This is a genomic window from Bacillus sp. Xin1 (assembly GCF_013314535.1).
Lineage (GTDB): Bacteria > Bacillota > Bacilli > Bacillales > Bacillaceae_G > Bacillus_A.
In genome coordinates, this window is record NZ_JABUAE010000004.1 from 176,266 (window position 1) to 199,252 (window position 22,987).

At 36.6% G+C, this 22,987-nt stretch carries 19 protein-coding genes; 13 read left to right on the forward strand and 6 right to left on the reverse strand.

The features are described 5' to 3' along the window. Positions 1–71 precede the first annotated feature (71 nt). From HRG09_RS07590 to HRG09_RS07615, 6 genes are all read left to right on the forward strand, one after another. Positions 72–3,365 (forward strand): DNA translocase FtsK, encoded by a 3,294-nt coding sequence (locus HRG09_RS07590; protein WP_174100204.1) that lies wholly within the window; start codon positions 72–74, stop codon positions 3,363–3,365. Positions 3,366–3,425: 60 nt separating this feature from the next. Beyond that, positions 3,426–4,544: a nicotinate phosphoribosyltransferase gene (locus tag HRG09_RS07595; protein WP_174100205.1), complete on the forward strand. Its 1,119-nt coding sequence runs from the start codon at positions 3,426–3,428 to the stop codon at positions 4,542–4,544. 252 nt (positions 4,545–4,796) lie between these two features. Then, on the forward strand, positions 4,797–6,107 hold the full coding sequence (gene murC, locus HRG09_RS07600; protein WP_174100206.1) for a UDP-N-acetylmuramate--L-alanine ligase: 1,311 nt from the start codon (positions 4,797–4,799) through the stop codon (positions 6,105–6,107). Between the two features lie 193 nt (positions 6,108–6,300). Then, a complete protein-coding gene (locus tag HRG09_RS07605; RefSeq protein WP_174100207.1) occupies positions 6,301–6,846 on the forward strand; it encodes a GNAT family N-acetyltransferase in 546 nt (181 codons plus the stop codon). A 107-nt stretch (positions 6,847–6,953) separates the two neighbouring features. Next, positions 6,954–7,352, forward strand: coding sequence for a PH domain-containing protein (locus HRG09_RS07610; protein WP_174100208.1), 399 nt, complete (start codon positions 6,954–6,956; stop codon positions 7,350–7,352). Positions 7,353–7,364: 12 nt separating this feature from the next. Beyond that, positions 7,365–7,571, forward strand: a complete 207-nt coding sequence (locus tag HRG09_RS07615) for an ATP synthase subunit I (protein WP_174100209.1) — start codon at positions 7,365–7,367, stop codon at positions 7,569–7,571. A 20-nt stretch (positions 7,572–7,591) separates the two neighbouring features. On the opposite strand, the gene HRG09_RS07620 is transcribed toward HRG09_RS07615, so the two are convergent. Beyond that, on the reverse strand, positions 7,592–8,707 hold the full coding sequence (locus tag HRG09_RS07620) for an aminopeptidase (protein WP_174100210.1): 1,116 nt from the start codon (positions 8,705–8,707) through the stop codon (positions 7,592–7,594). A 188-nt stretch (positions 8,708–8,895) separates the two neighbouring features. On the opposite strand from HRG09_RS07620, the gene HRG09_RS07625 reads away from it, so the two are divergent. Together HRG09_RS07625 and ytxJ are read left to right on the forward strand one after the other, a co-directional pair. Continuing rightward, positions 8,896–9,399 (forward strand): DUF948 domain-containing protein, encoded by a 504-nt coding sequence (locus tag HRG09_RS07625; protein ID WP_174100211.1) that lies wholly within the window; start codon positions 8,896–8,898, stop codon positions 9,397–9,399. 1 nt (position 9,400) lies between these two features. Further along, on the forward strand, positions 9,401–9,727 hold the full coding sequence (gene ytxJ / locus HRG09_RS07630) for a bacillithiol system redox-active protein YtxJ (RefSeq protein WP_174100212.1): 327 nt from the start codon (positions 9,401–9,403) through the stop codon (positions 9,725–9,727). A 53-nt stretch (positions 9,728–9,780) separates the two neighbouring features. Here the strand turns inward: ytxJ and HRG09_RS07635 are convergent, their stop codons facing one another. From HRG09_RS07635 to HRG09_RS07645, 3 genes are read right to left on the reverse strand one after another with little or no spacing between them, the layout of a single operon-like run. Beyond that, entirely contained in the window at positions 9,781–11,601 is a 1,821-nt protein-coding gene (locus tag HRG09_RS07635) for an ABC transporter substrate-binding protein (RefSeq protein ID WP_174100213.1), read from the reverse strand. Positions 11,602–11,632: 31 nt separating this feature from the next. Next, positions 11,633–13,147: an ABC transporter permease gene (locus HRG09_RS07640; RefSeq protein WP_174100214.1), complete on the reverse strand. Its 1,515-nt coding sequence runs from the start codon at positions 13,145–13,147 to the stop codon at positions 11,633–11,635. A gap of 13 nt (positions 13,148–13,160) precedes the next feature. Next, a complete protein-coding gene (locus tag HRG09_RS07645) occupies positions 13,161–14,537 on the reverse strand; it encodes an ABC transporter permease (protein WP_174100231.1) in 1,377 nt (458 codons plus the stop codon). 215 nt (positions 14,538–14,752) lie between these two features. Between HRG09_RS07645 and HRG09_RS07650 the strand changes: the two genes are divergently transcribed. The 3 genes from HRG09_RS07650 (at position 14,753) to ccpA (ending at position 19,100) form a co-directional block, all read left to right on the forward strand. After that, the gene (locus tag HRG09_RS07650; protein ID WP_174100215.1) at positions 14,753–16,480 is read left to right on the forward strand and encodes an ABC transporter ATP-binding protein; all 1,728 of its coding nucleotides are present in this window, start codon (positions 14,753–14,755) and stop codon (positions 16,478–16,480) included. A gap of 276 nt (positions 16,481–16,756) precedes the next feature. Beyond that, positions 16,757–17,827: a bifunctional 3-deoxy-7-phosphoheptulonate synthase/chorismate mutase gene (locus tag HRG09_RS07655; protein WP_174100216.1), complete on the forward strand. Its 1,071-nt coding sequence runs from the start codon at positions 16,757–16,759 to the stop codon at positions 17,825–17,827. A gap of 274 nt (positions 17,828–18,101) precedes the next feature. Continuing rightward, positions 18,102–19,100 (forward strand): catabolite control protein A, encoded by a 999-nt coding sequence (gene ccpA, locus HRG09_RS07660; RefSeq protein ID WP_174100217.1) that lies wholly within the window; start codon positions 18,102–18,104, stop codon positions 19,098–19,100. 223 nt (positions 19,101–19,323) lie between these two features. On the opposite strand, the gene HRG09_RS07665 is transcribed toward ccpA, so the two are convergent. Beyond that, positions 19,324–20,088, reverse strand: a complete 765-nt coding sequence (locus tag HRG09_RS07665; RefSeq protein WP_174100218.1) for a right-handed parallel beta-helix repeat-containing protein — start codon at positions 20,086–20,088, stop codon at positions 19,324–19,326. Between the two features lie 330 nt (positions 20,089–20,418). Between HRG09_RS07665 and HRG09_RS07670 the strand changes: the two genes are divergently transcribed. Next, positions 20,419–20,691 carry a DUF3917 domain-containing protein gene (locus tag HRG09_RS07670; protein ID WP_174100219.1) on the forward strand — a complete coding sequence of 91 codons (273 nt, stop codon included), beginning with the start codon at positions 20,419–20,421 and terminating at the stop codon, positions 20,689–20,691. A 50-nt stretch (positions 20,692–20,741) separates the two neighbouring features. Here HRG09_RS07670 and mscL read toward each other — a convergent pair whose 3' ends face one another. Further along, positions 20,742–21,140, reverse strand: a complete 399-nt coding sequence (gene mscL / locus HRG09_RS07675) for a large conductance mechanosensitive channel protein MscL (RefSeq protein WP_174100220.1) — start codon at positions 21,138–21,140, stop codon at positions 20,742–20,744. A gap of 514 nt (positions 21,141–21,654) precedes the next feature. Between mscL and HRG09_RS07680 the strand changes: the two genes are divergently transcribed. Further along, a partial coding sequence (locus HRG09_RS07680) for an MSCRAMM family protein (RefSeq protein ID WP_174100221.1) occupies positions 21,655–22,987 on the forward strand: 1,333 nt, incomplete at its 3' end.

A 22,987-nucleotide genomic window follows, 5' to 3' on the forward strand; every position in this document is an offset into this window, starting at 1 on the left:
TTTTACCTGCACTTTTTGCTGAATGCTGATACAATAAAGGATGTTACTATTTAGTAGAAAGAGTGGTAAGCATGTTAGATTGGATGAAAAAGCTGTTTAACAAAGAGGAACATCAGGAAGAAAAAACAGCGATGAATAAAGAAGTACCGAAGAACACTGAAAGTAAGCCGAAAATTCCTCGTGTAAACCACTACACTGCAGCAAGAGAAGCGCAAATGGCTAGTCGGAATTCAGGTGTGAAATGCCGATTTCCATTAGTGCCTGATGATGGATTCGATGAGGAGAATGTGGAAGAATCAACACATGTTGAAAAGCAGCCACTGCCGAGAGTAACAAACATGGAGAGGCGCGGACCGAGATATGTAGAAGAACCTATTCATACATTTGTCCCTCAACAAGCTGAACAAGAAATTGAGCCAGAGCCGTTCATACAAAAAAAATCTGTACCAACACAAGAAGGAAATCGAAGACCATTTCGCCCAACCGAAATGATTTCACCGATCTTTGGATATAAACGTCCGTCTATGGAGAAAGAAGAAGTGAAGACGGAAGAAAAAAAGCAGGAAGATCTTGAAATATCGGTTGAAGGAAAATCAGTTGTCGATGCATGGCTAGAGAAAAAAGGATACTCACTTGCCGATTTCTCAGACGAATCCTTTGTTCCTTCTAAGAAGCAGGATGAAAATCTAAATCATCAACAACAAGAAAGTAAAAAAGAGGAAAAATCCGTTGTTGATCAGTGGTTAGAGAAAAACGGTTACGATTCTGAACGTTCACTTACTTCGTTAGAAGAGCAAGACAAGGTAGATATCGCTGCAGACTTGCGTCCATTTGCAACTGATGGCTTGTTACATAAATCAGTTGGACAGGGTAATGAAAAAGAAGAACATAATGCTCAAAACGTACAGGTATTTGGACAAGAGCCGGATGTAGTGGTGTTATCACAAGATGATAACGAGGGAAATGAAGAATCTCTACAAGGTCAATTACGAGACTCTACTGTAGAGAACATCAATACAACGTTAACGGAAGAAATTGAATATAAGAAAGAAACAGAAGAATGTTCAGTAGAGAACATTGTATTGAAAGAAAGTGTTATTGAAGAAGAACTTGAAACAACGCTGAAAGTAGAAGCAGTAGAAAAATCTGAAACAACGCTGGAAGTAGAAGAAGCGGAAGAATCTGAAGCAATGCCGGAAGTAGAAGAAGTGGAAGAATCTGAAACAACGCTGGAAGTAGAAGAAGCGGAAGAATCTGAAACAATGCCGGAAGTAGAAGAAGTGGAAGAATCTGAAACAGCGCCGGAAGTAGAAGAAGCGGAAGAATCTGAAGCAATGCCGGAAGTAGAAGAAGTGGAAGAATTTGAAACGGCGCTGGAAGTAGAAGAAGCTGCAGAACAAGAGAAGTTTGTTTCTAAAGTAGAAAACGATATTTCTGAAATAGCTTTAGCGACGGATGAGCATACGAAAGAAGCGGTTCAAAACTTTGCAAATGTACTAATTGAAGAGGCAGAGGGAAAGCAAGAGGTTACTTCGGAGCAGATTATTGCGAAACAAAAAGAAGAGCCGAAGCGTGAGAAAAAGCGCCATGTACCGTTTAATGTTGTGATGTTAAAGCAAGACAGAAGAAAGTTGATGGAGAGACATGCGGTTAGAACGCAAGCATCACAGACTCCTGTAAAACAAGCTGAAGAAACTTCGAAAGTGAACATGCAACCTGTACAACAAGTTGAAGTAGAAGAGAAACCAGTAGAGCAAGTTGTAGTGGAAACTCGAGTAGAAGAGAAACCAGAGCAGCAAGTTATAATGGAAATTCGAGAAGAAGAGAAGCCAGCACAGCAAACGGAAGTGAAAGCACCTGTTGTAAATGAAGGAGTACAAGAAAAAGCATACGTTGTAGCAAAAAGAGAGAATGATATGCGTAATGTACTGCAAACACCACCGGAATATACAATGCCACCATTAACATTATTGACGATTCCGGCGCAAGCGGCGTTAGATAATACAGAATGGTTAGACGAACAGAAAGAACTATTAGATACGACGTTTAATAACTTCCATGTTGGGGCTCATGTTATCAATGTTTCACAAGGGCCGGCTGTAACCCGCTTTGAAGTACAACCTGATCCAGGTGTGAAAGTAAATAAAATTACAAACTTAAGCGATGATATTAAGCTGAGTTTAGCTGCAAAAGATATTCGAATTGAAGCACCGATTCCAGGGAAAAGCGCAATTGGAATTGAGGTTCCGAATAAAGAGAGTAAGCCGGTATTTCTAAGGGAAATCTTGAGAAGCCCCGTGTTTACGAAGAGTGAATCTCCGCTTACAGTTGCACTTGGACTTGATATTTCTGGAGAACCAATTGTAACGGATATTAGGAAAATGCCACATGGACTGATTGCTGGTGCGACTGGTTCAGGGAAAAGTGTGTGCATTAACGCGATTTTAACGAGCATTTTATATAAAGCAAAACCACATGAAGTGAAGCTGATGTTGATTGACCCGAAAATGGTTGAGCTTGCACCATATAATTCTGTTCCACATCTTGTAGCACCTGTTATTACCGATGTAAAAGCAGCTACAGCAGCGTTAAAATGGGCTGTAGAAGAGATGGAACGCCGTTATGAATTGTTTGCGCATGCTGGCGCGCGTGATTTAAATCGTTATAATACAATTGTGAGCGAGCAGGAAGTTCCAGGTGAGACATTACCATATATCGTCATTGTGATTGATGAGTTAGCTGATTTAATGATGGTTGCTCCTGGCGATGTTGAGGAAGCAATTTGTCGTATCGCTCAAAAAGCACGTGCTTGTGGTATTCACTTATTAGTTGCAACGCAGCGTCCATCTGTAGATGTTATTACCGGATTAATTAAATCAAATATTCCAACGCGTATTGCGTTTACAGTATCCTCTCAAGTTGATTCACGTACAATCATTGATATTGGAGGAGCGGAAAAATTACTGGGCCGCGGTGATATGCTATTTTTAGGAAACGGTACGTCAAAACCTGTTCGTGTGCAAGGTGTATACGTATCGGATGACGAGATTGAAAAAACAGTTGACCACGTGAAAAAACAAATGAAGCCAAATTACTTATTTAAGCAAGAGGATTTATTGGCAAAATCAGAGCAACATGAAGCTGAAGATGAACTGTTTTTTGATGCATGTCAATTTGTTGTAGAACAAGGGGGAGCGTCCACATCTTCTGTACAGAGAAAATTCCGCATCGGTTATAATCGCGCGGCACGTCTTATTGAAGAGATGGAAGCACAAGGGATTATTTCTGAAGCACGGGGAACAAAACCGAGGGATGTCCTTATTTCAGAGGATGAGTTTGCTGCGATGCAGGAAACGAATGTATAGGAAGCGGTTTTGCTGTATACTAAGAGAAAATGTTGGATAGTAAAGTAGGGAGTAAACGACATGAAAGAAATTGAATTAAAATTAAAAGGTGAAATCAATCGACTAACAAATAAAACATTTAAATTTGATGAACGAGTTGGAGAAGGCTGGTTCTCTGCCGTTTACTTTTTAAAAACTCGTGACATTATTCAAGAATTTCGCCCGAAAAGTGTTGTGACAATGCAATTTTTCCAAAAAGAGCATGCGGTACTTTGCGGAACAGATGAAGTATTAGCATTGTTACAAACATTTGCTGCACATCCTGAAGAACTTGAAATTCATTCTTTAAAGGATGGGGACAATATTAATCCGTTTGAAACAGTTTTAACAATTACAGGGCCTTATGAATATTTCGGTTTTTTAGAAGGTGTAATTGATGGGATTTTAGCTCGTCGTACATCTGTTGCAACAAATGTATATAACGTTGTACAAGCTGCTCGTAGCGGTGAAAAAGAAAAACCTGTTATTTTCATGGGAGACCGTGATGATCATTATACACAGCAAGCTGGTGACGGATATGCTGCTTATATTGGTGGCATGAGTGCACAGGCAACGCATGCTATGAATGAATGGTGGGGCAAAAGTGGAATGGGGACGATGCCTCACGCATTAATTCAAATGTTTAATGGAGATGTTGTAGAAGCTGCGAAAGCATATCACAAAAAGTTTCCAGAGGACGATCTCGTTGTACTGATTGACTATAACAATGATGTTATTACAGATGGGCTTCGTGTTGCACGCGAATTCGGTTCAGAATTAAAAGGTGTCCGCATTGATACATCACGTACAATGATTGATCAATATTTCATTCGTCATCCAGAAGTGCTTGGAACATTTGACCCACGTGGCGTCAATCCATCACTTGTTTTTGCTCTTCGTAAAGCGCTTGATGAAGAAGGATTCCAACACGTAGATATTGTTGTAACCGGTGGATTCGATGAAAAACGTATTCGTGAATTTGAAGCACAAAATGTTCCTGTAGATCTATATGGAGTAGGAAGCAGTTTATTAAAGATGAACATTGGTTTTACAGGTGATAATGTAGAATTAAATGGAAAACCAGAAGCGAAGGCTGGACGTAAATATCGTCCAAATCCACGTTTAGAGCGTGTTCAATTAGAAAAAAGAGAAGAGATGTAAAAACTTGAAAAACTGATAGGTGATTGACCCTATCAGTTTTTCTGTTATCATAGTATAACGGATTGTTTTTTGCTATAATAGGTTTGTTATGGACATGAAAGAAGTACGTATGTGTTTATCTCGACTGGTGATAACAGATTAAAGTTTCACCGTATCGGGAAATGTATGATGATTACCAAAATAAGAAAAGATTCATATACTGTCTTATAGATAGGCCGTTATATTAGTTCGAAATGTTGGAGGTTCTTTAAGATGACAGTTTACCATTTTGTAGGAATTAAAGGAACAGGAATGAGTTCATTAGCACAAATTCTTCATGATATGAAGCATACTGTTCAAGGTTCTGATTTTGAAAAGCGTTTCTTTACACAAACAGCATTGGAAAAGCGTGGTATCACCATCCTTCCTTTTGATAGAAACAATGTAAAAGAAGGACAAGTGATTATCGCTGGAAATGCATTCCCTGATACACATGAAGAAATTGTGGCAGCGAAAGAATTAAATATCCCAGTACATCGTTACCATCACTTTTTAGGTGATCTTATGAGTAAATATACAAGTGTTGCTGTAACGGGTGCGCATGGAAAAACGTCAACAACAGGTTTGTTAGCCCATGTAATGCAAGGTGCACATCCAACATCTTACCTTATTGGAGATGGAACAGGGCATGGGGTAGAAAATAGTAAGTATTTTGTGTTTGAAGCATGTGAGTATCGTCGTCATTTCTTGTCTTACTATCCAGACTATGCAATTATGACAAATATTGATTTTGATCATCCGGATTACTTTACAGATGTGAATGATGTATTTAGCGCATTCCAAGAGATGGCATTGCAGGTGAAAAAAGGAATTATTGCATGTGGTGATGATGAAGAACTTCAAAAAATTCAAGCGAAAGTACCTGTTATTTTCTATGGATTCGGTGAAGATAATGACTTCCAAGCTCGTAACATTCAAAAGAGAACAGATGGTACTGTGTTTGATGTGTTCGTTCGTAATACGTATTATGAAACGTTCCAAATTACAGGATACGGTAATCACAGCGTATTAAATGCGTTAGCGGTTATTGCGCTTTGCCACTATGAAAATGTTGATGTAGAAGCAGTAAAACAACAATTAACAACGTTTGGAGGCGTAAAACGTCGCTTTAATGCAAAGCCGATGGGAGAACAAGTCATCATTGATGATTATGCACATCATCCGACAGAAATTAAGGTAACGATTGAAGCTGCTCGTCAAAAATATCCAGAGCGTGAAGTTGTCGCTGTATTCCAGCCGCACACATTCTCACGTACAGAAAAGTTCTTAGATGAGTTCGCAGAAAGTCTAAGCAAGGCTGATCAAGTGTACCTATGTGATATTTTCGGATCAGCGCGTGAAAACAAAGGTGACTTAACGATTCAAGACCTGCAACAACGTATTGATGGTGCAGAATTGATTACAGATACAACAACTGATGTATTAAAGAAACATAAAAAAGGCGTTCTTATTTTCATGGGCGCAGGTGACATTCAGAAATTCGAAGCAGCTTACGTGAAAGAAGTGCAAGTTGCGGAGAAGTAATGAGATGAAAAAGACGTGCAGCGTTGGCTGCACGTCTTTTTTTGTTTGTTTTGTATCGAACGCTGTCGGATGGCCGATATATTTCGAAAAACGCTGATATGTTGGTGATGCAGGTTCTTTTTATAGTGTTTTTGTTACTATTTTTATGATGAAATGTTAGAATAATAAGAAAAAATAAAGGGAGATAGAGAAAATGTTCACACTTCGAGTAGATGATGAAATCGAACTCCAATTATTAGAAAAGCATCATAAAGAAGAGTTGTATCAATTGATAGATGAAAATAGGGAACATTTAAGAGAATGGCTTCCATGGGTTGATGGAACAAAATCAGCTGATGCATATGATGAAATTTTTCCAATGTGGCTGAAGAAATTTGCAGATGGAAATGGTTTTGAAACAGGTATCCGTTATAAAGGAAAGCTTGTTGGGATGGTAGGTATTCATGAAGTAAATTGGGGAAAGAAAGCAACGAGTCTTGGATATTACCTTGCAGAAGAAGCGGGCGGAAAAGGAATTATGACGCGAAGTGTAAAAGCGGTGCTACATTATGCGTTTGAAGAATTAAATTTGAATAAAATAGAAATACGTTGCGGATTAGAGAATCAGAAAAGTCGTGCGATTCCAGAGCGTCTTGGTTTTCGCTTAGACGGGATTCTGCGTGAGGAAGAATGGCTATACGACCATTTTCATGATCTTGCTGTATACAGTTTACTAGCTTCAGAGTGGAAGAATCACTAAAGAATACGGCTGAATAAGGAGTTTCATAGTTTGTGAAAACTGGAGGTAAAAGTGTCTCTAGTTTTTTTATTATTGGTAATGGTATAATTTGGTTAAGAGGTGATAGTATGAACTTTCCTATTCAAAGAAGTACACCCATTATGATTTTTGTAAGTGGAATGTTGATTTTCATGGTTGTTTGGCCAATTGTGATGCTCATGATGAATAAGGAAAACTGGGGATCAGCACTGATTGGGATGGCAATTTGTCTTATTGTAAATGTACCGCTTGTTTGGGATGTATTTATTAAAAAGCACACCGTAGAAAATGGTGTACTTAAGTACGGGATATTAAATGATGATATTGTCCTATCTGATGTGAGAGTTGTTCGCCAAGTTGGAAAATCCCTCGAACTGACAACGAATCAATATAAAGTGCATATGATTGCCATGCCGCGAAATAAGGAAAAGCTGTTGCTGCTTATTCAAGAAGCAAATCCGTATGTGAAGATAGATATGAAAGCATAACTGGGGTGAGCAATGAAACATTTCAGACTGTTATTTTGTTTTGAATTATTGATGGTACTGGTCGTTTGTGTTAGGGGATATGTTCGCTGGGGATGGCCGTTGTATGTATCGATAGGTGTAGGCATTTTAGCAGTTGTACTTTTGTTTTATTATCATGCTCGTCAGACTCGACCGAAGGAAAAGAGAGTGGAGAAATACAAGAAGAGCCCTCCTATTTAGAAGGAGAGCTCTTCTTTGTTTTATTTTAAATTCTCAGGATTCAACGCTTCTAATTCAGATATAACAAATCGTCCATCTTTACGAATCAATACGTCATCGAAGTAAATTTCGCCGCCGCCGTATTCAGGGCGTTGGATGCATACTAAATCCCAGTGGATGTTAGAGTTGTTGCCGTTCCATGCATCGTCGTAAGCTTGTCCAGGAGTGAAGTGGAAGCTGCCGTCGATTTTTTCATCAAATAGGATGTCGCCCATTGGATGTAAGATATACGGGTTTACACCGATTGCAAACTCACCAACGTAACGTGCGCCTTCGTCTGTATCGAAGATTTGGTTAATGCGTTCTGAATCGTTTGCAGTTGCTTCAACGATTTTTCCATCTTTAAATGTCAGTTGTACATTTTCAAATGTATAGCCGTTATATGGTGATGGTGTGTTGTAAGAAACTGTACCATTAACAGAATCGCGAACTGGTGCAGAGTATACTTCACCATCTGGAATATTTAAATGACCAGAGCACTTAATAGCTGGAATGTCTTTAATAGAGAATGTTAAGTCAGTTCCAGGGCCAACTAGGCGAACTTTATCTGTTTTATTCATGAGTTCAACAAGGTTGTCCATTGCTTTGTCCATTTTACCGTAATCTAAGTTACATACTTCGAAGTAGAAGTCTTCAAATGCTTCTGTGCTCATTTTTGCAAGCTGTGCCATAGATGCATTTGGGTAGCGAAGCACAACCCAGCGTGTTTTTGGAACACGGATGTCTCTATGAACTTTTTTACCAACAGTTTGACCGTGGATTTTCATGCGTTCACTTGGAACATCAGCTTGTTCGTTAATGTTATCGCCAGAGCGTAGACCGATGTAAGCATCCATATCCTTCATTACGCTTGCTTCATACGCAGCGATTTGCTCGAAATGTTCTTCAGTAGCCCCCATCAATAAAGAGCGGTCAACTTGATGATCTTTTAATGAGACGAACGGGAAACCACCAGCTGCATATGCTTCTTTTACAAGTGCAGTTACAAGTTCTTTTTGTAAGCCAAAGTTTTCAATTAATACTTTTTCACCTTTTTGTAAACGGATGGAATAGTTAATTAAATTATGTGCTAAAGTTTCAATACGTGGGTCTTTCATATGTAAAAGCCTCCCTACTAATTATGTATCCTTTCTTATTGTACCCTAATTGGTGGTATTTGTTTAATGATTTATGTTACAGTTGACGAACAAGTATGAAAATTCTTGCGTCCTCATAAGGATTAGAACGAAACGGAAAATGATTGTATAATAGGAGAAAGTATTAAAAAGATAAAGGAAGTGATGAAATGCAAATTCTTTTATACGTAAGTGCAGCTATAGCTGCCATTGCTTTTGCAATTTTAGTGATATATACATGTAGAACATTATTATCATTGCAGAAGACGTTAGAAAATGTTGCAAGTACATTAGAAGGTTTAGAGAAGCAAATGCAAGGGATAAGCGTAGAGGCAGAGCAGTTATTACATAAGACGAATGCATTAGCTGATGATATTCAGCAAAAATCTCAGTCATTAAATAAAGTAGTAGAAGGCGTAAATGGAATCGGAACAACAATTCATTCTTTAAATACGAAACTGCGCAATGTATCGGATTCTGTAACAAATGAAATCGAAAATAATGCAGACAAAGTAGCGCAAGTCGTACAATGGAGTAGTGCAGCGATTGAAGTGTACAATCATTATCGCACGAGTAGACAAGAGAAAAAGCTAGAAAAGGCCGAGAAGAAATTAGAGAAGGCAGAGAAAAAAGAGAAGCGCTCTAGACTTCCAATTCGTATGAGGGGTGAATAACGTGAGCATGACGAAGATTGAAACAATTGAAGAGTTTGACGCATTATTAGAAACAGCGGAACCATATATTCTTTTTAAACATAGTACAACATGCCCAATTAGCCAAGGGGCATACGCAGAGTTTGAAGCATATTGTCAGGAGGCAAAAGAAGCACCTGCTTATTATTTATACGTGCAAGATGCAAGAGAGGTTTCGAATCGTATGGCAGAGCACTTTGGTATTAAACATGAATCACCGCAAGTGCTATACATAAAAGATGGTATGGCGGTATGGCATACATCGCATTGGAATATCAAGAAGCAAACTTTAGAAGAGAACATTAAATAAAAGAGAGAGTGAACTAAAAGATTTTCTTTAAGTTCACTCTCTTTTTATTTTTCTTATTTTTTGTGTGCTTTATAGTTATTTAAGAATTTTTGTGCTTTGTCTGAATCAGCTTTCAGCTCATTTCCTGTTTTTACAATTGGGCTAACGGTAGAAATAGCTTTAATTTTTTTGTTTTGATAGAAACTTAAGATTTCATCTTGATTGATAGAGTAAAGAATAGCTTTTCGTAAGTCTTCACTTTTTGAAACTTCGCGATTTGCTGTGTTAAATAGTAGATAGCTTACACCATTGCTCTCAATATTTTGTAGTGCTAATTTGTTATCACTTTTGATAAGATCATGTTTTGTTTCTGGAACACCGGAATACAAATAAATCTCATTGTTGCGTAACGCAGAAAGTGCACTATCTGTGTCCTTAATGAATCGAAGTGTTACATTTGAAATTTTCGGTTCATGCTTCGTTCCTTTTAAATAATTGGGGTTCTTTTGGAAAATTGCTTCGTAATCATTCTTATACGAAAGAATATATGGACCGCTTGCATACAGCGTGTTATTGTATTTATTTCCATCTGCAACTGTATTTTGATCACCGTAAGGAATGTCTTTATTTACATCAAATGAAGCTACATCATAAGTATTGATACTCTCTACTTGTTTTTTAGAAACAATACCTGCAGATTGGTGAGCTAAATAGTTTAATACTTGTGGAAAAGGTGTTGTAGTTGTAAGTTTCACAACTTGATATTTCCCTTCCTTGTTATTTGCTTGTTTTTTGTCAGTTACGAGCTCTGAAATTTTTGCAGTTAATCCCTTTTCAAGTTCTTCTCTCACTGATTTACTATTACCAGATTGTTTCACTTTATCGAGTGTGCTGAGGTCTGTAACAATTTCTGCATTTTGAATATGTTCATGTAAACTATATGTGCGGTGATCGGGAACAGATTTTTTATCTTTTGCTCGATTCAGTGAGAAAATCACATCATCAGCTCCTACACGTTCACCAGTATCTTCTGCCTTTTTATTCGAGATTTTTGAGAAATTTATATCATCTCTAAGTAGGAAGTAGTATTCTGAATTCCCTTCCGCCATACTGTAGTTATGAGATAAAGAACCCTCTGATGTAATTTTGTCATTATCTGTAAGGTTGATAAGTCGAACATACATATTTGTATTGATCATATTAATAGAGCCATCATTACCTTTAATAGGATCAAGTGATGTTAATGTTGAAGCAGTTTGCGTAAGAACAAGAGGTGCTGTTTCACGTTTACTAGTGTCTTTGAAATCAATTGATTCCCATACGAGAGCACGAGATTTCGCCAATCTTACTGAATCCTTATTTAAAATATCTTTATTGATAGCTTGTGTTTTCAATGATGTGTAAAGCGGTACAATATAGGCTTTATTAAATACAAGACGTTGTTCTAATTGTTTGTACGTATTTACATATTCTTTTGGAGTCTGTGTGCTCGCTTTATCGATTAGTTTATCGATTTCTGTATCAGCCAGTATACTGTAGTCTCCACCTGTTTTGAATAAGGAACGTACTGCGTAATCAGGATTACCGGTAACTGTAGTCCAACTAGATAACGCAACATCATAGTTACCCGCATTTTGCTGTGCTTTGAAACTTCCATAATCGGGTTGGATGTTTAATTTCACTTTGAATCCATTTTTGGTAAGTTGATCTCGAACAATATTAATGTCAGTTTCACTGCCACTTTGGCCAAGAATTTCGATTTCCACTGGATTTTTATCATCGACTACGTTAGTTTTCTTCTTTTCTTTTTCTGCCACTTCTGATTTTGTATTTACAGAGCATCCTCCTATTAACAATACAGATGTTAGCAGGAGAGAAGTTAAAACTTTTTTCATAATAAATTCCTCCTCAAAGTATAAGATAGATTTAATCTAATTTTGGATCTAGTGCATCTCTCAAGCCATCTCCTAAAAAGTTGAAGGATAAGACAAGAGCAATGATGGCAAGACCTGGATATATTGCCAAATAGGAATGAGATTCAAGGTACGTACTTCCAATCTTTAAAATGTTCCCCCACTCTGGTATGTGTGGTTCGACGCCTAATCCTAGGTAGCTTAAGCTGCTTGTAGCAATGACTGCTCCACCAATTGTAAGGGTCGATTTAACAATCATTGGTGCAAGTGAGTTAGGGACAATATGCTTAAAAATAATAGAAAAATTATTTAATCCGTATGCACGTGCGGAAAGTACATATTCATAATTTGATACCATCATTACATTTGCTCGCATCGTGCGGGCGTATGTTGGGATGGAGCCTATGCTGAGTGCTACAATTAAATTTGTTGTATTAGCCCCAAAAGCAGCGATTATTGCGATTGCTAATAGAATACCTGGAATTGCATATAAGATATCTAGAAGTCTCATAATAATATTGTCTGTACGATGACCGTAATAGCCGGATAGTGCTCCTAAAATACCGCCAATAACTACAGGAATGATTGTAGAGAATAAACCGACAACTAGTGAAATACGAGCCCCAAATACAATTCTGGAAAACAAATCTCTTCCGAAATCATCTGTTCCGAATGGATAAGCAAGACTCGGTGCCTGAAGAATGACGTTGTAATTATTTTCGACAGCCATACCATAGTCGAATGTTAAATAGCTACATATAGAAATAGAAAATATAAAAACGATAAAGAAAAGTCCTAACATAGCTGTCGTATTCTGCGTGATTTTTTTCCAAATACTATCCCATTGCATGATTCTAGATTTATCGCTACTGTAAATTTTCATAATCAAATTTATCCCAAGTAATAGAGCGAAAAGGTTACCTGTTATAGCTGTAAGTAAAAGAGGAATGGCTATGTAGGTGAACCAAGGTGCTAGTTTATTATTTTGTACATACTTTGCTACTAGTAAAAGTATGATTAGTTGGAATATTAAGACTAAGAGTAGTGTAAACATCGATGAAAGAAATGTATCCGCAACATAAGGTTTAAACAAGTTAAGTGCTGATAACACAATAATAAAGAGCTGTGTAAGAAACATGTATACAGCGAATGTATATTCAAGTGTTTTTTGTTTTTTTATTAAATGGAATGCAGCAATAGTAATAAAGATATTACCGACGAAAATACTAAAAAGTTGTATGTAGCCCAGTATCCTCGTCTTATTTTGTACATAGCCTAAATTAAGAAGATCATGCTTAACTTTAAGTGTGATAATAAATTGTAAGCATGTAAATAGAATGTAGGCGATAAACGTACCGAATATATATATATTTAATGTTTGTTGGATAAAGTCATAAATATTTAGGCCTAGAATAAAAGTGAGTGCGAAAGATAGAATGCCTGCGAAACTAGCTTGTGTGTATTCTGGGAGAGAATGTAGAATTTGTGCCTTTTGATGATTTTTTATTGATTTTATGGTCTTGAGCATAAATACACCTTCTTTAATATTGTTTCATTTTCGAACGGATACGAGGATCAAAGAATGCATACAAGATGTCAATAAATACATTAACTAAGGAAATTGTAATAGCTACATAAATAACCCCGCCCATAATACTTGGAATATCAGGGATAAACTGCTTATCAACAATGTAACTTCCAATACCATTTATATTGAATACTTTTTCGGTAACCGCAGCGCCGCCAAGCATTCCCCCGAATAGCAGGCCGATGACAGTAATAATTGGAATCATGGCGTTGCCAATAGCGTGTTTCCAAAGAATATAATTTTGACTCAACCCTTTAGCTTTAGCTGTTATAATGTAATCTTCATGAACCACTTCGAGCGTTGATGAGCGTGTCATTCTGGCAATAGAGGCTGTAAGTCCAGTTCCTAGCACAATGACTGGCATAATGATAGATAGCCAATTTTCAGGGTTAAATGTTGCTGGTAACCAATGTAATTTAATAGAGAAATTCAAAATAAATATGAGACCTTGCCAAAAATTTGGAATAGATAATCCAATAAGAGCGATGAACATAAAAGTATAGTCGAAAAATGAATTAGGTTTTGTCGCTGAAATAATACCGATTGGGATTGCAATCATGATAGCCATGAGTAATGAGATAACGGCTAGTGTAAGTGTTATAGGAAATTTTTTTGCTATACTTGCAATCACTTCTTCATTACCTGAGAAAGATATACCTAGGTCGAAAGTTGCAATGCCTTTAAGAGTATTCCATAGCTGTTGAAAATATGACTGATCAAGGCCATACAGATGATTAAATGCATGAATCTGTTCTTTTGTTGCTGTTTCGCCGAGGATGTTTGATGCTGGATCAAAAGGTGACAAATATAAAATGGTAAACACAAGAATAGAGACTCCAAAAATTACAAACACACTCATAATTAGTCTCTCAAAAATATATTTTAGATAGGAATTACTATAGAGAAGAATGAATATGTACATAAATAAACCTGGGATAAATGATAAAGTTAAAAAAATTGGATATGAGATAAGAGATTGAAAAGTATTTTCAAATGTTATTCTTTGTTTACCTTGTTGTTCAAGGACTTGATTTGTTTTTTCAATCACAGTTTTGTGAAATTGTTTTTCTGTCCATTTTTCTACCAGTTGGTTAATTTTCTGCATACTTACCTTTTGGCCAAAAAACTCCTGTTTCCGTAGGGCTTGATCTAATAACTCATGTCTTACATTTTCACGGTATCCAGATTCAATCAAAGAGTTCTTTGTTTCTTCCAAAATAGAGAAATAGGAATCGCCCCTTTTTCTATATATGTAGATAAACAAGACAGCGATGTTAACTGGTAAGCCAAGTATAAGGAGTAAATATTTGTATGAGGGACGTAGCTGCATTTTCCCATAAGTACGGCTAATGATATCCGATAGAGGGGACCCTCTATAGCCGTTCTGTTCTTTTTTAACTCGAGTTATTTCCAATGGATTGAACCTCCTTCTTAAAAAAGTAAATTGAATTATTCCGATGTGTATAGTATATTTTATTTTAATAGTTTTAAAAAGTCAATATTCGGATTATTCAAAAAACAAACAATAAAAGGGAGGTTGGAGACTTGGAATCTATTTTGGAAGTTAGAAATTTACGTGTGTCTTTTCAGTCAAGAGATCAAGAATTTGAGGCTGTTCGAGGTGTGGATTTTGAGGTGAAGAAGGGAGAGACATTAGGAATAGTAGGCGAATCAGGAAGTGGTAAAAGTGTAACGGCTCGTTCTATTATGCGCCTTCTTCCACCAACTACTTCTGATATGAAAGAAGGAGAGGTTATCTTTTTAGGAGAAAATCTTGCTTATAAGACAGAGAAGGAAATGGAAAGTATACGTGGTAAGGAAATTGGTATGATTTTTCAAGATCCAATGACTTCTCTTAATCCAACTATTCGAATTGGGAAACAAATATCAGAAACTTTGATGAAACATCAAGATTTGTCTAAAAAAGAGGCTAAGGAACAAGCAATTGAAATGCTTGAACTTGTAGGTATTAGAAGCAGTGAAATACGTTATAATCAATATTCACATGAGTTTTCTGGAGGAATGCGGCAACGTGTTATGATTGCGATGGCACTAGCTTGTCGTCCTACTTTATTAATTGCTGATGAACCGACTACAGCACTTGATGTAACGATTCAAGCGCAAATTTTGAATGTAATGAGAGACATTCAAGGGCGTTTTGGAATTTCAATTATATTGATTACACATGATTTAGGAGTTGTTGCTAGTATGTGTGATCGAGTCGCTGTCATGAAAGATGGAGAGATTGTAGAGACTGGAACGACAGAAGAAATTTTTGAAAGTGCCAAGCATCCGTATACATTAAAGCTCCTCCATGCATTGCCGCGTCTACATGAAAAAAAGAAAACGAAATTTGTACATAGTAAGCCTTTTGATAAGCCTTTAGTTGAAGTGAAATCGTTAAAGCAATATTTTGATTTAGGAAAAGGGAATGTTTTAAAAGCAGTAGATGATATTAGTTTTCAGATTCGGGAAGGTGAGACCTTAGGATTTGTGGGAGAGTCTGGTTCGGGAAAGTCCACGACAGGACGTGCGATATTACGTCTTCATGAACCAACAGCTGGAGATGTATTATATAAAGGAATGGCAGTGAATCGTTTTTCAAAGAGTGAAATGAAAATGATGCGTCGGCATATGCAGATGATTTTTCAAGATCCTTATGCATCTCTAAATCCTCGTTTTAAAGTTATTGATATTATCGGTGAGGTATTAGATGTGCATCGATTGAGTGGGAGTAAAAAAGAAAGGACAAGAAGAGTTGAAGAATTGCTTGATATGGTCGGACTTGATCCTGCATATACAATGCGTTATCCACATGAGTTCTCTGGTGGACAGCGTCAACGTATTGGAATTGCACGTGCACTTGCAGTAGAACCGAAGTTCATCGTATGCGATGAACCATTGTCTGCACTTGATGTATCTATCCAATCCCAAATTGTAAAGTTATTAGAGGAACTGCAGAATCGATTAGGGCTGACGTATTTATTTATTGCGCACGACCTTTCAATGGTGAAGCACATTAGTGATCGAGTGGCTGTGATGTATGCTGGGAAAATTGTGGAGATTGCTGAAAGCGAAGAGCTTTATACGAATCCACAACATGAATATACGAAATCTTTGCTGTCTGCAATACCAATTCCGGATCCTAAAATTGAATCGAAGAAAAAAAGAATACTAATAGAAGAAACAAATGAAGAGGATAAATATTCTTTACGGAAATCCAAGCTCGTTGAGGTGTCTGAAGGACATTGGGTCGCCCTTCCAATGGAATAGAAAGAGTAGTTAATAAGGGGTATGCGCTTCACTTCGTTTTTATTAATATGTAAAGTATCAATAACTTTTAGTTTTTTGGGAGCTATAGAGTTTTAACTTGATGGCTATGGATATTTTTTGCTGTTATTGAGTTAAAACTTCATAGTCTTCCTTTTTTTTAGTTTTTTTAAGCTAAGTATATCATGTGACAACCTGACACCTATCGGATATAATAAATTATCTTAACCATGATAATAAGGTAATCTTCATATATAACTTGAAAGAGGTGGCTTTCTTATGGCATCACAAGAATTAGATCATTTACGTTCTCAAATCGATCAAATGAACCTGCAAATTTTAGAATTACTAAATGAAAGAGGTCGTCTTGTTCAAGAGGTCGGTAAATTGAAAGAAGTGCAAGGTGTAAAGCGATTTGATCCTGTACGTGAAAGAAGTATGCTTGACTTAATTGCAGAGAATAACGATGGACCATTTGAAACATCGACTCTTCAACATATTTTTAAACAAATTTTTCAAACAAGCCTAGAGTTACAAGAAGATGATCATCGCAAGGCACTGCTTGTTTCTCGTAAGAAGAAACAAGAGGATACAATTGTCGATATAAAAGGTGAAAAAATTGGTGACGGCAATCCTCACTTTATTATGGGACCATGTGCGGTAGAAAGTTATGAACAAGTTCGCCAAGTGGCAGAAGCGATGAAAGAACAAGGTTTAAAACTGATGCGCGGCGGTGCGTTTAAACCCCGTACATCACCTTATGATTTCCAAGGTCTTGGCTTAGAAGGCTTGAAGATATTACGCCAAGTGGCAGATGAGTATGATTTAGCGGTTATTAGTGAAATTTTAAATCCGAATGATATTGAAATGGCATTAGATTATGTTGATGTGATTCAAATTGGCGCTCGTAATATGCAAAACTTCGAACTCTTGAAAGCGGCTGGATCGGTGAAAAAACCAGTATTATTAAAACGTGGTTTATCAGCAACGATTGAAGAGTTTATCTATGCAGCAGAATATATTATCGCACAAGGTAACGGGGATATTATTTTATGCGAGCGTGGCATTAGGACGTATGAAAAGGCAACACGTAATACGCTAGATATTTCCGCTGTGCCGATCTTGAAGAAAGAGACACATTTACCTGTTGTAGTCGATGTAACGCACTCTACAGGACGACGTGACCTTCTTTTACCGACTGCAAAAGCAGCGATGGCAATCGGTGCTGATGCGGTTATGGCTGAAGTACATCCAGACCCGGCTGTTGCGTTATCAGATTCAGCACAACAGATGGATATTCCAGAATTCAATGAGTTTATGAAAGAATTAAAAGCATTTCGCGGTAGATAATTAAAATGGATTTTAAGGTCTATGCGACACTTGTTGCATAGACTTTTTCGCGGAAATTGACCTTTTTCACATGAAAAATACGAAAATAGGAGAAAAGAAGCGAATTTTTTCGAAACTTTTGCGGGAAAATATTGTATGAGCCTGCATTTTTATCGTATCATTAGTAAAAGGACTCGGGAGTGACATCTTCAAGTAGAGTTGATGTCTTTTTTTCATTTAAGTGAACCGATACATAAAGATAGATAACATAATATAGAAGGAGTGTGCGGAAGAGATGAACGTAACAATCTATGACGTAGCGCGCGAAGCAAACGTTTCAATGGCAACTGTATCACGCGTTGTGAACGGTAATCCGAATGTAAAGCCTACAACAAGAAAGAAAGTATTAGAAGCAATTGATCGATTAGGGTACCGCCCAAATGCGGTAGCACGTGGACTAGCAAGTAAAAAGACAACAACAGTAGGTGTTATTATTCCAGATATCTCTAATACATTTTATGCAGAACTGGCACGTGGAATCGAAGATATCGCAACAATGTACAAATATAACATCATTTTAAGTAACTCTGACCAAAATAGAGAAAAAGAGTTCCATTTATTAAATACAATGCTTGGTAAACAAGTGGACGGTATTGTATTCATGGGTGAAGATATTACAGATACGCATGTAGAAGAGTTTAAAAAGTCTCCAGTACCAATCGTATTAGCAGCATCATTTGATGAGGAGAATGAAACATCATCAGTAAATATTGATTATATACAAGCGGCTTATGATGCGATGAAACACTTCTTAGAGCAAGGCCATAAACGTATCGGTTTCGTATCAGGTCCTTACATTGACAAAGCTGGAAGCGCAAAGAAATTACAAGGTTATAAAAAAGCTTTAGAAGAAGCTGGTATCGCTTATGATGAAAATCTTGTTATTGATGGAGATTACACATACGATTCAGGTTTAGAAGCATTTGAGAAGCTTTGGGAACTTGATGAAAAACCAACAGCAATCTTTGTTTCTTCAGATGAAATGGCACTAGGCGTTATCCACGCAGCACAAGACGCTGGATTAAATGTACCAGAAGACGTAGAAGTACTTGGCTTTGACAACACACGTCTTGCATTAATGGTACGCCCGCAGCTTTCCACAGTTGTACAACCAATGTATGACATCGGTGCAGTAGCAATGCGTTTACTTACAAAGTATATGAACAAAGAAAAAGTAGAAGATCATACAGTTATCTTACCTCACCGTATCCAATTTAGAGATTCAACGAAGTAAGAATAGGAAAAACTCACAGCGTGGTGCTGTGAGTTTTTCTTTTACAAAATATATGTATATCGTAATGGTAATAGTAGATAATAAAATATTCATTTTCATTATTTGCTGTTCGAAATGAAGCTTCGCTATATGGCAAAGCCCCTTCAGCCCTGTGACTAAAGAGGCCCTTGTTTAGAAAATCCAGATTATATAAAGAGAAATAACAGCACTACTTTGGACAAAATTAACCAAAACAATCATTCTCATTGTGATTAGAAGAATTATTTTGCAAGAAGTTGTTGTCGATGCCGTTATTTAAAATGTTATTTGGTCTGTTATTCGAAATGGTGTTTCTAAAGATAAAGTTATCATTTGCTCCAATGGAAAGAACAAGCCCATTGTTTCGGTTTCCTCTAACTGTGTTACGTTCAATAATATTGAAATCATTATTTACTTGAATACCAGTACCGTTGTTGTTAAAGATCTGGTTACCAATCACACCATTAGAGTTAGAAAAAACAGCTATTCCTCTATTAAAGTTCCCACGTACTGTATTGTTAACAAACCAGTTAGAATCAGCACTTATTTCGATGCCGCTAGATGCAGTATTGTCACCTATATTTTGAATTGTATTGCCCAAAATTAAGTTGCCATTTCCAGACTCGATGTCAATCCCATCTCCGTTAACATTTGTGATAGTATTGCGTGTAATTAGATTGAAACTACCATTTATTTCAATGCCATCCTCCATGTATCTAGAAATATTAAATCCATTAATTTCAACTCCTGTTACCCCGCTAGTTAGAGTAAAGGCTGTTGAAAGAGTGTTATCTCCGTTTAGGAATGCTCTGTTTCTCTCAGCAACAATACGAATATTATTTTTAGTGTTATTAATCGTTACGCTTTCATTATAGACGCCATCCTTCACAAGAATGACATCACCTGAGGTTGCGGTATTTACTGCATTTTGAATGGCATTTGTCCCAGGTACAACTGTAAGAATTGCCATGTTATAGTTCACCTCTTTTCTGTTCACATGTAATAAAAGTATATGGATATTTAGTAAAATTGCTTGTACATTGGTTCAGGCCTGTCTAAAAAGTACTGTGTTTATATGGATTTCACATGACATTAATAGAAAAAAGATTCGTTCTTTATTTCTAATGGTCAGTCTAAATTTGTATGAGACAAGATGAGGATAAAAGGAAAAATTAGATTGCACCGATAGCTTCAGTTTTTAACATTTCTCATGAAATACCACTTTATTAAGGAGACGATTTCCCTATAACTACGCAATGTCATGTATAATAGAAAGAAAAGGCTTGTGAGGGGGGAAGAGATGATCGTTCTTTGGATAATTACGCTTTGTATGACTGCTTTTTTTGCATATATGACGTTAAAACAAAACGGCTTAAAGCGCTTTGTTCCAGGAAGTATTCTTGCAGGAATTGCCCTTATCACGTATGTAGCTTCTATTTTTATTGAAAGTATTTCAGTAGATGTAAGCACAAGCTTCGTATTTGTTGCGATTACATTATTTGCAGGTTCTATTATGGTATTAATGGTTGCCGGTATTATTTTGTTCATTCATATGAATTCGGAAACGTTATAAAATATAAAGAAAGGCATGTCCTATGAGGGGCATGCCTTTTGTCCGTTCAATTACGCGTTGTCTTTTGAAGTGTTTTGTTGCTTTAATAGGTCGCGAATCTCGCCAAGAAGTACTTCTTCTTTTGTTGGTTCTGGAACTTCTTCTTTTTTCTCTTCTTCTTTTTTGAATGTTAGCTTGTTGAATAGCTTAATGAATATGAAGATAGAGAACGCGATAATAAAGAAGTCGAAAACAGTTTGAATGAACGCACCGTATTTTAAGGTTGCGTTCCCAACAGGGTAGGATAGCCCTTTGAAATCAACGCCACCTAGTAAAATTCCGATCAATGGCATAATAACATCATTTACTAATGAGGTAACAATTTTACCAAATGCACCACCGATTACAACCCCGACAGCTAAATCAACGACATTCCCTTTTAGGGCGAACTTTTTAAACTCGTTCCACATTTATGATTCCCATCCTTCCCACGATTCAGTATAAGATTTATAATTCCTATCAACATATTCTATAGAAGTTTGTGATAGAAATAAAGGGGAAATGGGAATGAAAGTAAATTCTGAAAAATGTATCCGTTTTATTTTATAAAGTTAAATTAAGCATAAATGAAAAAGTTTATCTCCACTGATGATAAAGGATTTTATTGGTAGAGCTTATCCATAGAAAAATTTTTGTTTTCTACTGAATTGTGGGAGAAGGGGTTGTTGCTTGTTCATTTAAAGAAGTATGTTCTATTTATTAGGTTGTAAGAATACATTTCCTATTTTGTCAATAAGAGGTTCTGTATCTTACTTTATTGGAAGATGTACTTAAAGCGAAATTTCTCAATAAGAATTCTCAATTATGTAACGATTATAAATTAAAATTTATGATTTTTTAATTTATAATAAAAAATAGATTTGTCGCCATTATTCTAAATATTTGAATGATACGCATTTCGAGTTAAATTGGGAGGTTTCATGTATGGGGAAAAAGTATGTTGTAAGAATACTAGCTTTATTATCTGTATTATCTCTAGTTTTTAATTTGATGTTACCGAAAGCAAGTGCAGAGGTTATGTCACATGAGAAGTATGCAATGAACTGGAGCTATAGTAATCAATTAGGTAAGTATATTAGAACTGAAGTTATCAAAACAGCTCACGGTCAAATTGCATATTGCTTAACATTAGGTCTCAAATCTCCAAGTGGACAAGATCTACCTGAAATGGGGAAAACCGATAATATTGTGTATCGTGTGTTATTAAATGGTTATCCGCAAAAAAGTGCAGAACAGTTAGGTGTATCGAATTGGCAAGAAGCACATTATGCAACGCAGCTTGCAGTGTGGAATGCATTAGGACAGCTTGATGTGAATGAATTAAAGCATGAGAATAAAAATGTAGAGAATGCGGCTAAAGCTATGATTAAAGCGGCAAATAATAGTCAAGAAACGCAAGATATTTCTATGAATGTAATTCCAGCGGAAAAGCAAAAAGCGGAATTAAAAGGTGACTATTTTGAAACAAATTTATATACCGTTCAAACAAATGCTAAAAACGGTACATTCAAAGTTACTACAAGTAATGCACCAGAAGGGGTGCGGATCGTTAATGAAAATGGAGAGGTGAAAGATCAACTTGCCCTTGGGGAAAAATTCCGTATTCAAATTCCAAAAGTAACGAAAACAGGTGAGTTTAATTTAAAAGTCACTTCCAACCTTACAAAAATACAAGCAATTGCATATCGGGGTACAGATACAATTCAAAATGCAACTGTACTATTAGAACGAAATGAAGAGAAAATTAGTGGTGAGCTTGCAGTGAATTGGGAAGCTGCTGGTTCTCTCCAAGTGAACAAAGTTGGAGAAAATAATGAAGCTTTAGCAGGAGCTGTATTTGAGGTATTGAATGCAAATGGTGAATCTGTAGGGGAAATTACAACAGATACGAATGGAATTGCGGAGCTTAGCAGTATTCCTACAGGAACTTACACTGTAAAAGAAGTAAAAGCTCCAACTGGTTATGTATTAGGGGAACAGCCTCAAGTTATTGAAGTGAAAACAGGTGAAATAGGAACAATACAAGTAGTAAATAAACAAATTAAAGGGAGTATTGAAATTACAAAAGAAGATATTGCAAGCGGTAACAATAAACTGCCAGGAGCCGAATTTACGATTTATAATGCACAAGGGCAGGAAGTAGTGAAAGGAAAAACTGATGAAAAAGGAATTGCGAAATTTGAGAAATTACCATATGGAAAATATACGTATAAAGAAACATTTGCACCAGAAGGGTATTTAATTAATGAAGAAACAC

Bases quoted from the DNA above. Each gene is read 5' to 3' on its own strand.
- HRG09_RS07590 (WP_174100204.1), top strand. From the start codon at position 72: ATGTTAGATTGGATGAAAAAGCTGTTTAACAAAGAGGAACATCAGGAA.
- HRG09_RS07595 (WP_174100205.1), top strand. From the start codon at position 3,426: ATGAAAGAAATTGAATTAAAATTAAAAGGTGAAATCAATCGACTAACA.
- murC (WP_174100206.1), top strand. From the start codon at position 4,797: ATGACAGTTTACCATTTTGTAGGAATTAAAGGAACAGGAATGAGTTCA.
- HRG09_RS07605 (WP_174100207.1), top strand. From the start codon at position 6,301: ATGTTCACACTTCGAGTAGATGATGAAATCGAACTCCAATTATTAGAA.
- HRG09_RS07610 (WP_174100208.1), top strand. From the start codon at position 6,954: ATGAACTTTCCTATTCAAAGAAGTACACCCATTATGATTTTTGTAAGT.
- HRG09_RS07615 (WP_174100209.1), top strand. From the start codon at position 7,365: ATGAAACATTTCAGACTGTTATTTTGTTTTGAATTATTGATGGTACTG.
- HRG09_RS07620 (WP_174100210.1), bottom strand. From the start codon at position 8,707: ATGAAAGACCCACGTATTGAAACTTTAGCACATAATTTAATTAACTAT.
- HRG09_RS07625 (WP_174100211.1), top strand. From the start codon at position 8,896: ATGCAAATTCTTTTATACGTAAGTGCAGCTATAGCTGCCATTGCTTTT.
- HRG09_RS07635 (WP_174100213.1), bottom strand. From the start codon at position 11,601: ATGAAAAAAGTTTTAACTTCTCTCCTGCTAACATCTGTATTGTTAATA.
- HRG09_RS07640 (WP_174100214.1), bottom strand. From the start codon at position 13,147: ATGCTCAAGACCATAAAATCAATAAAAAATCATCAAAAGGCACAAATT.
- HRG09_RS07645 (WP_174100231.1), bottom strand. From the start codon at position 14,537: ATGCAGCTACGTCCCTCATACAAATATTTACTCCTTATACTTGGCTTA.
- HRG09_RS07655 (WP_174100216.1), top strand. From the start codon at position 16,757: ATGGCATCACAAGAATTAGATCATTTACGTTCTCAAATCGATCAAATG.
- ccpA (WP_174100217.1), top strand. From the start codon at position 18,102: ATGAACGTAACAATCTATGACGTAGCGCGCGAAGCAAACGTTTCAATG.
- HRG09_RS07665 (WP_174100218.1), bottom strand. From the start codon at position 20,088: ATGGCAATTCTTACAGTTGTACCTGGGACAAATGCCATTCAAAATGCA.
- HRG09_RS07670 (WP_174100219.1), top strand. From the start codon at position 20,419: ATGATCGTTCTTTGGATAATTACGCTTTGTATGACTGCTTTTTTTGCA.
- mscL (WP_174100220.1), bottom strand. From the start codon at position 21,140: ATGTGGAACGAGTTTAAAAAGTTCGCCCTAAAAGGGAATGTCGTTGAT.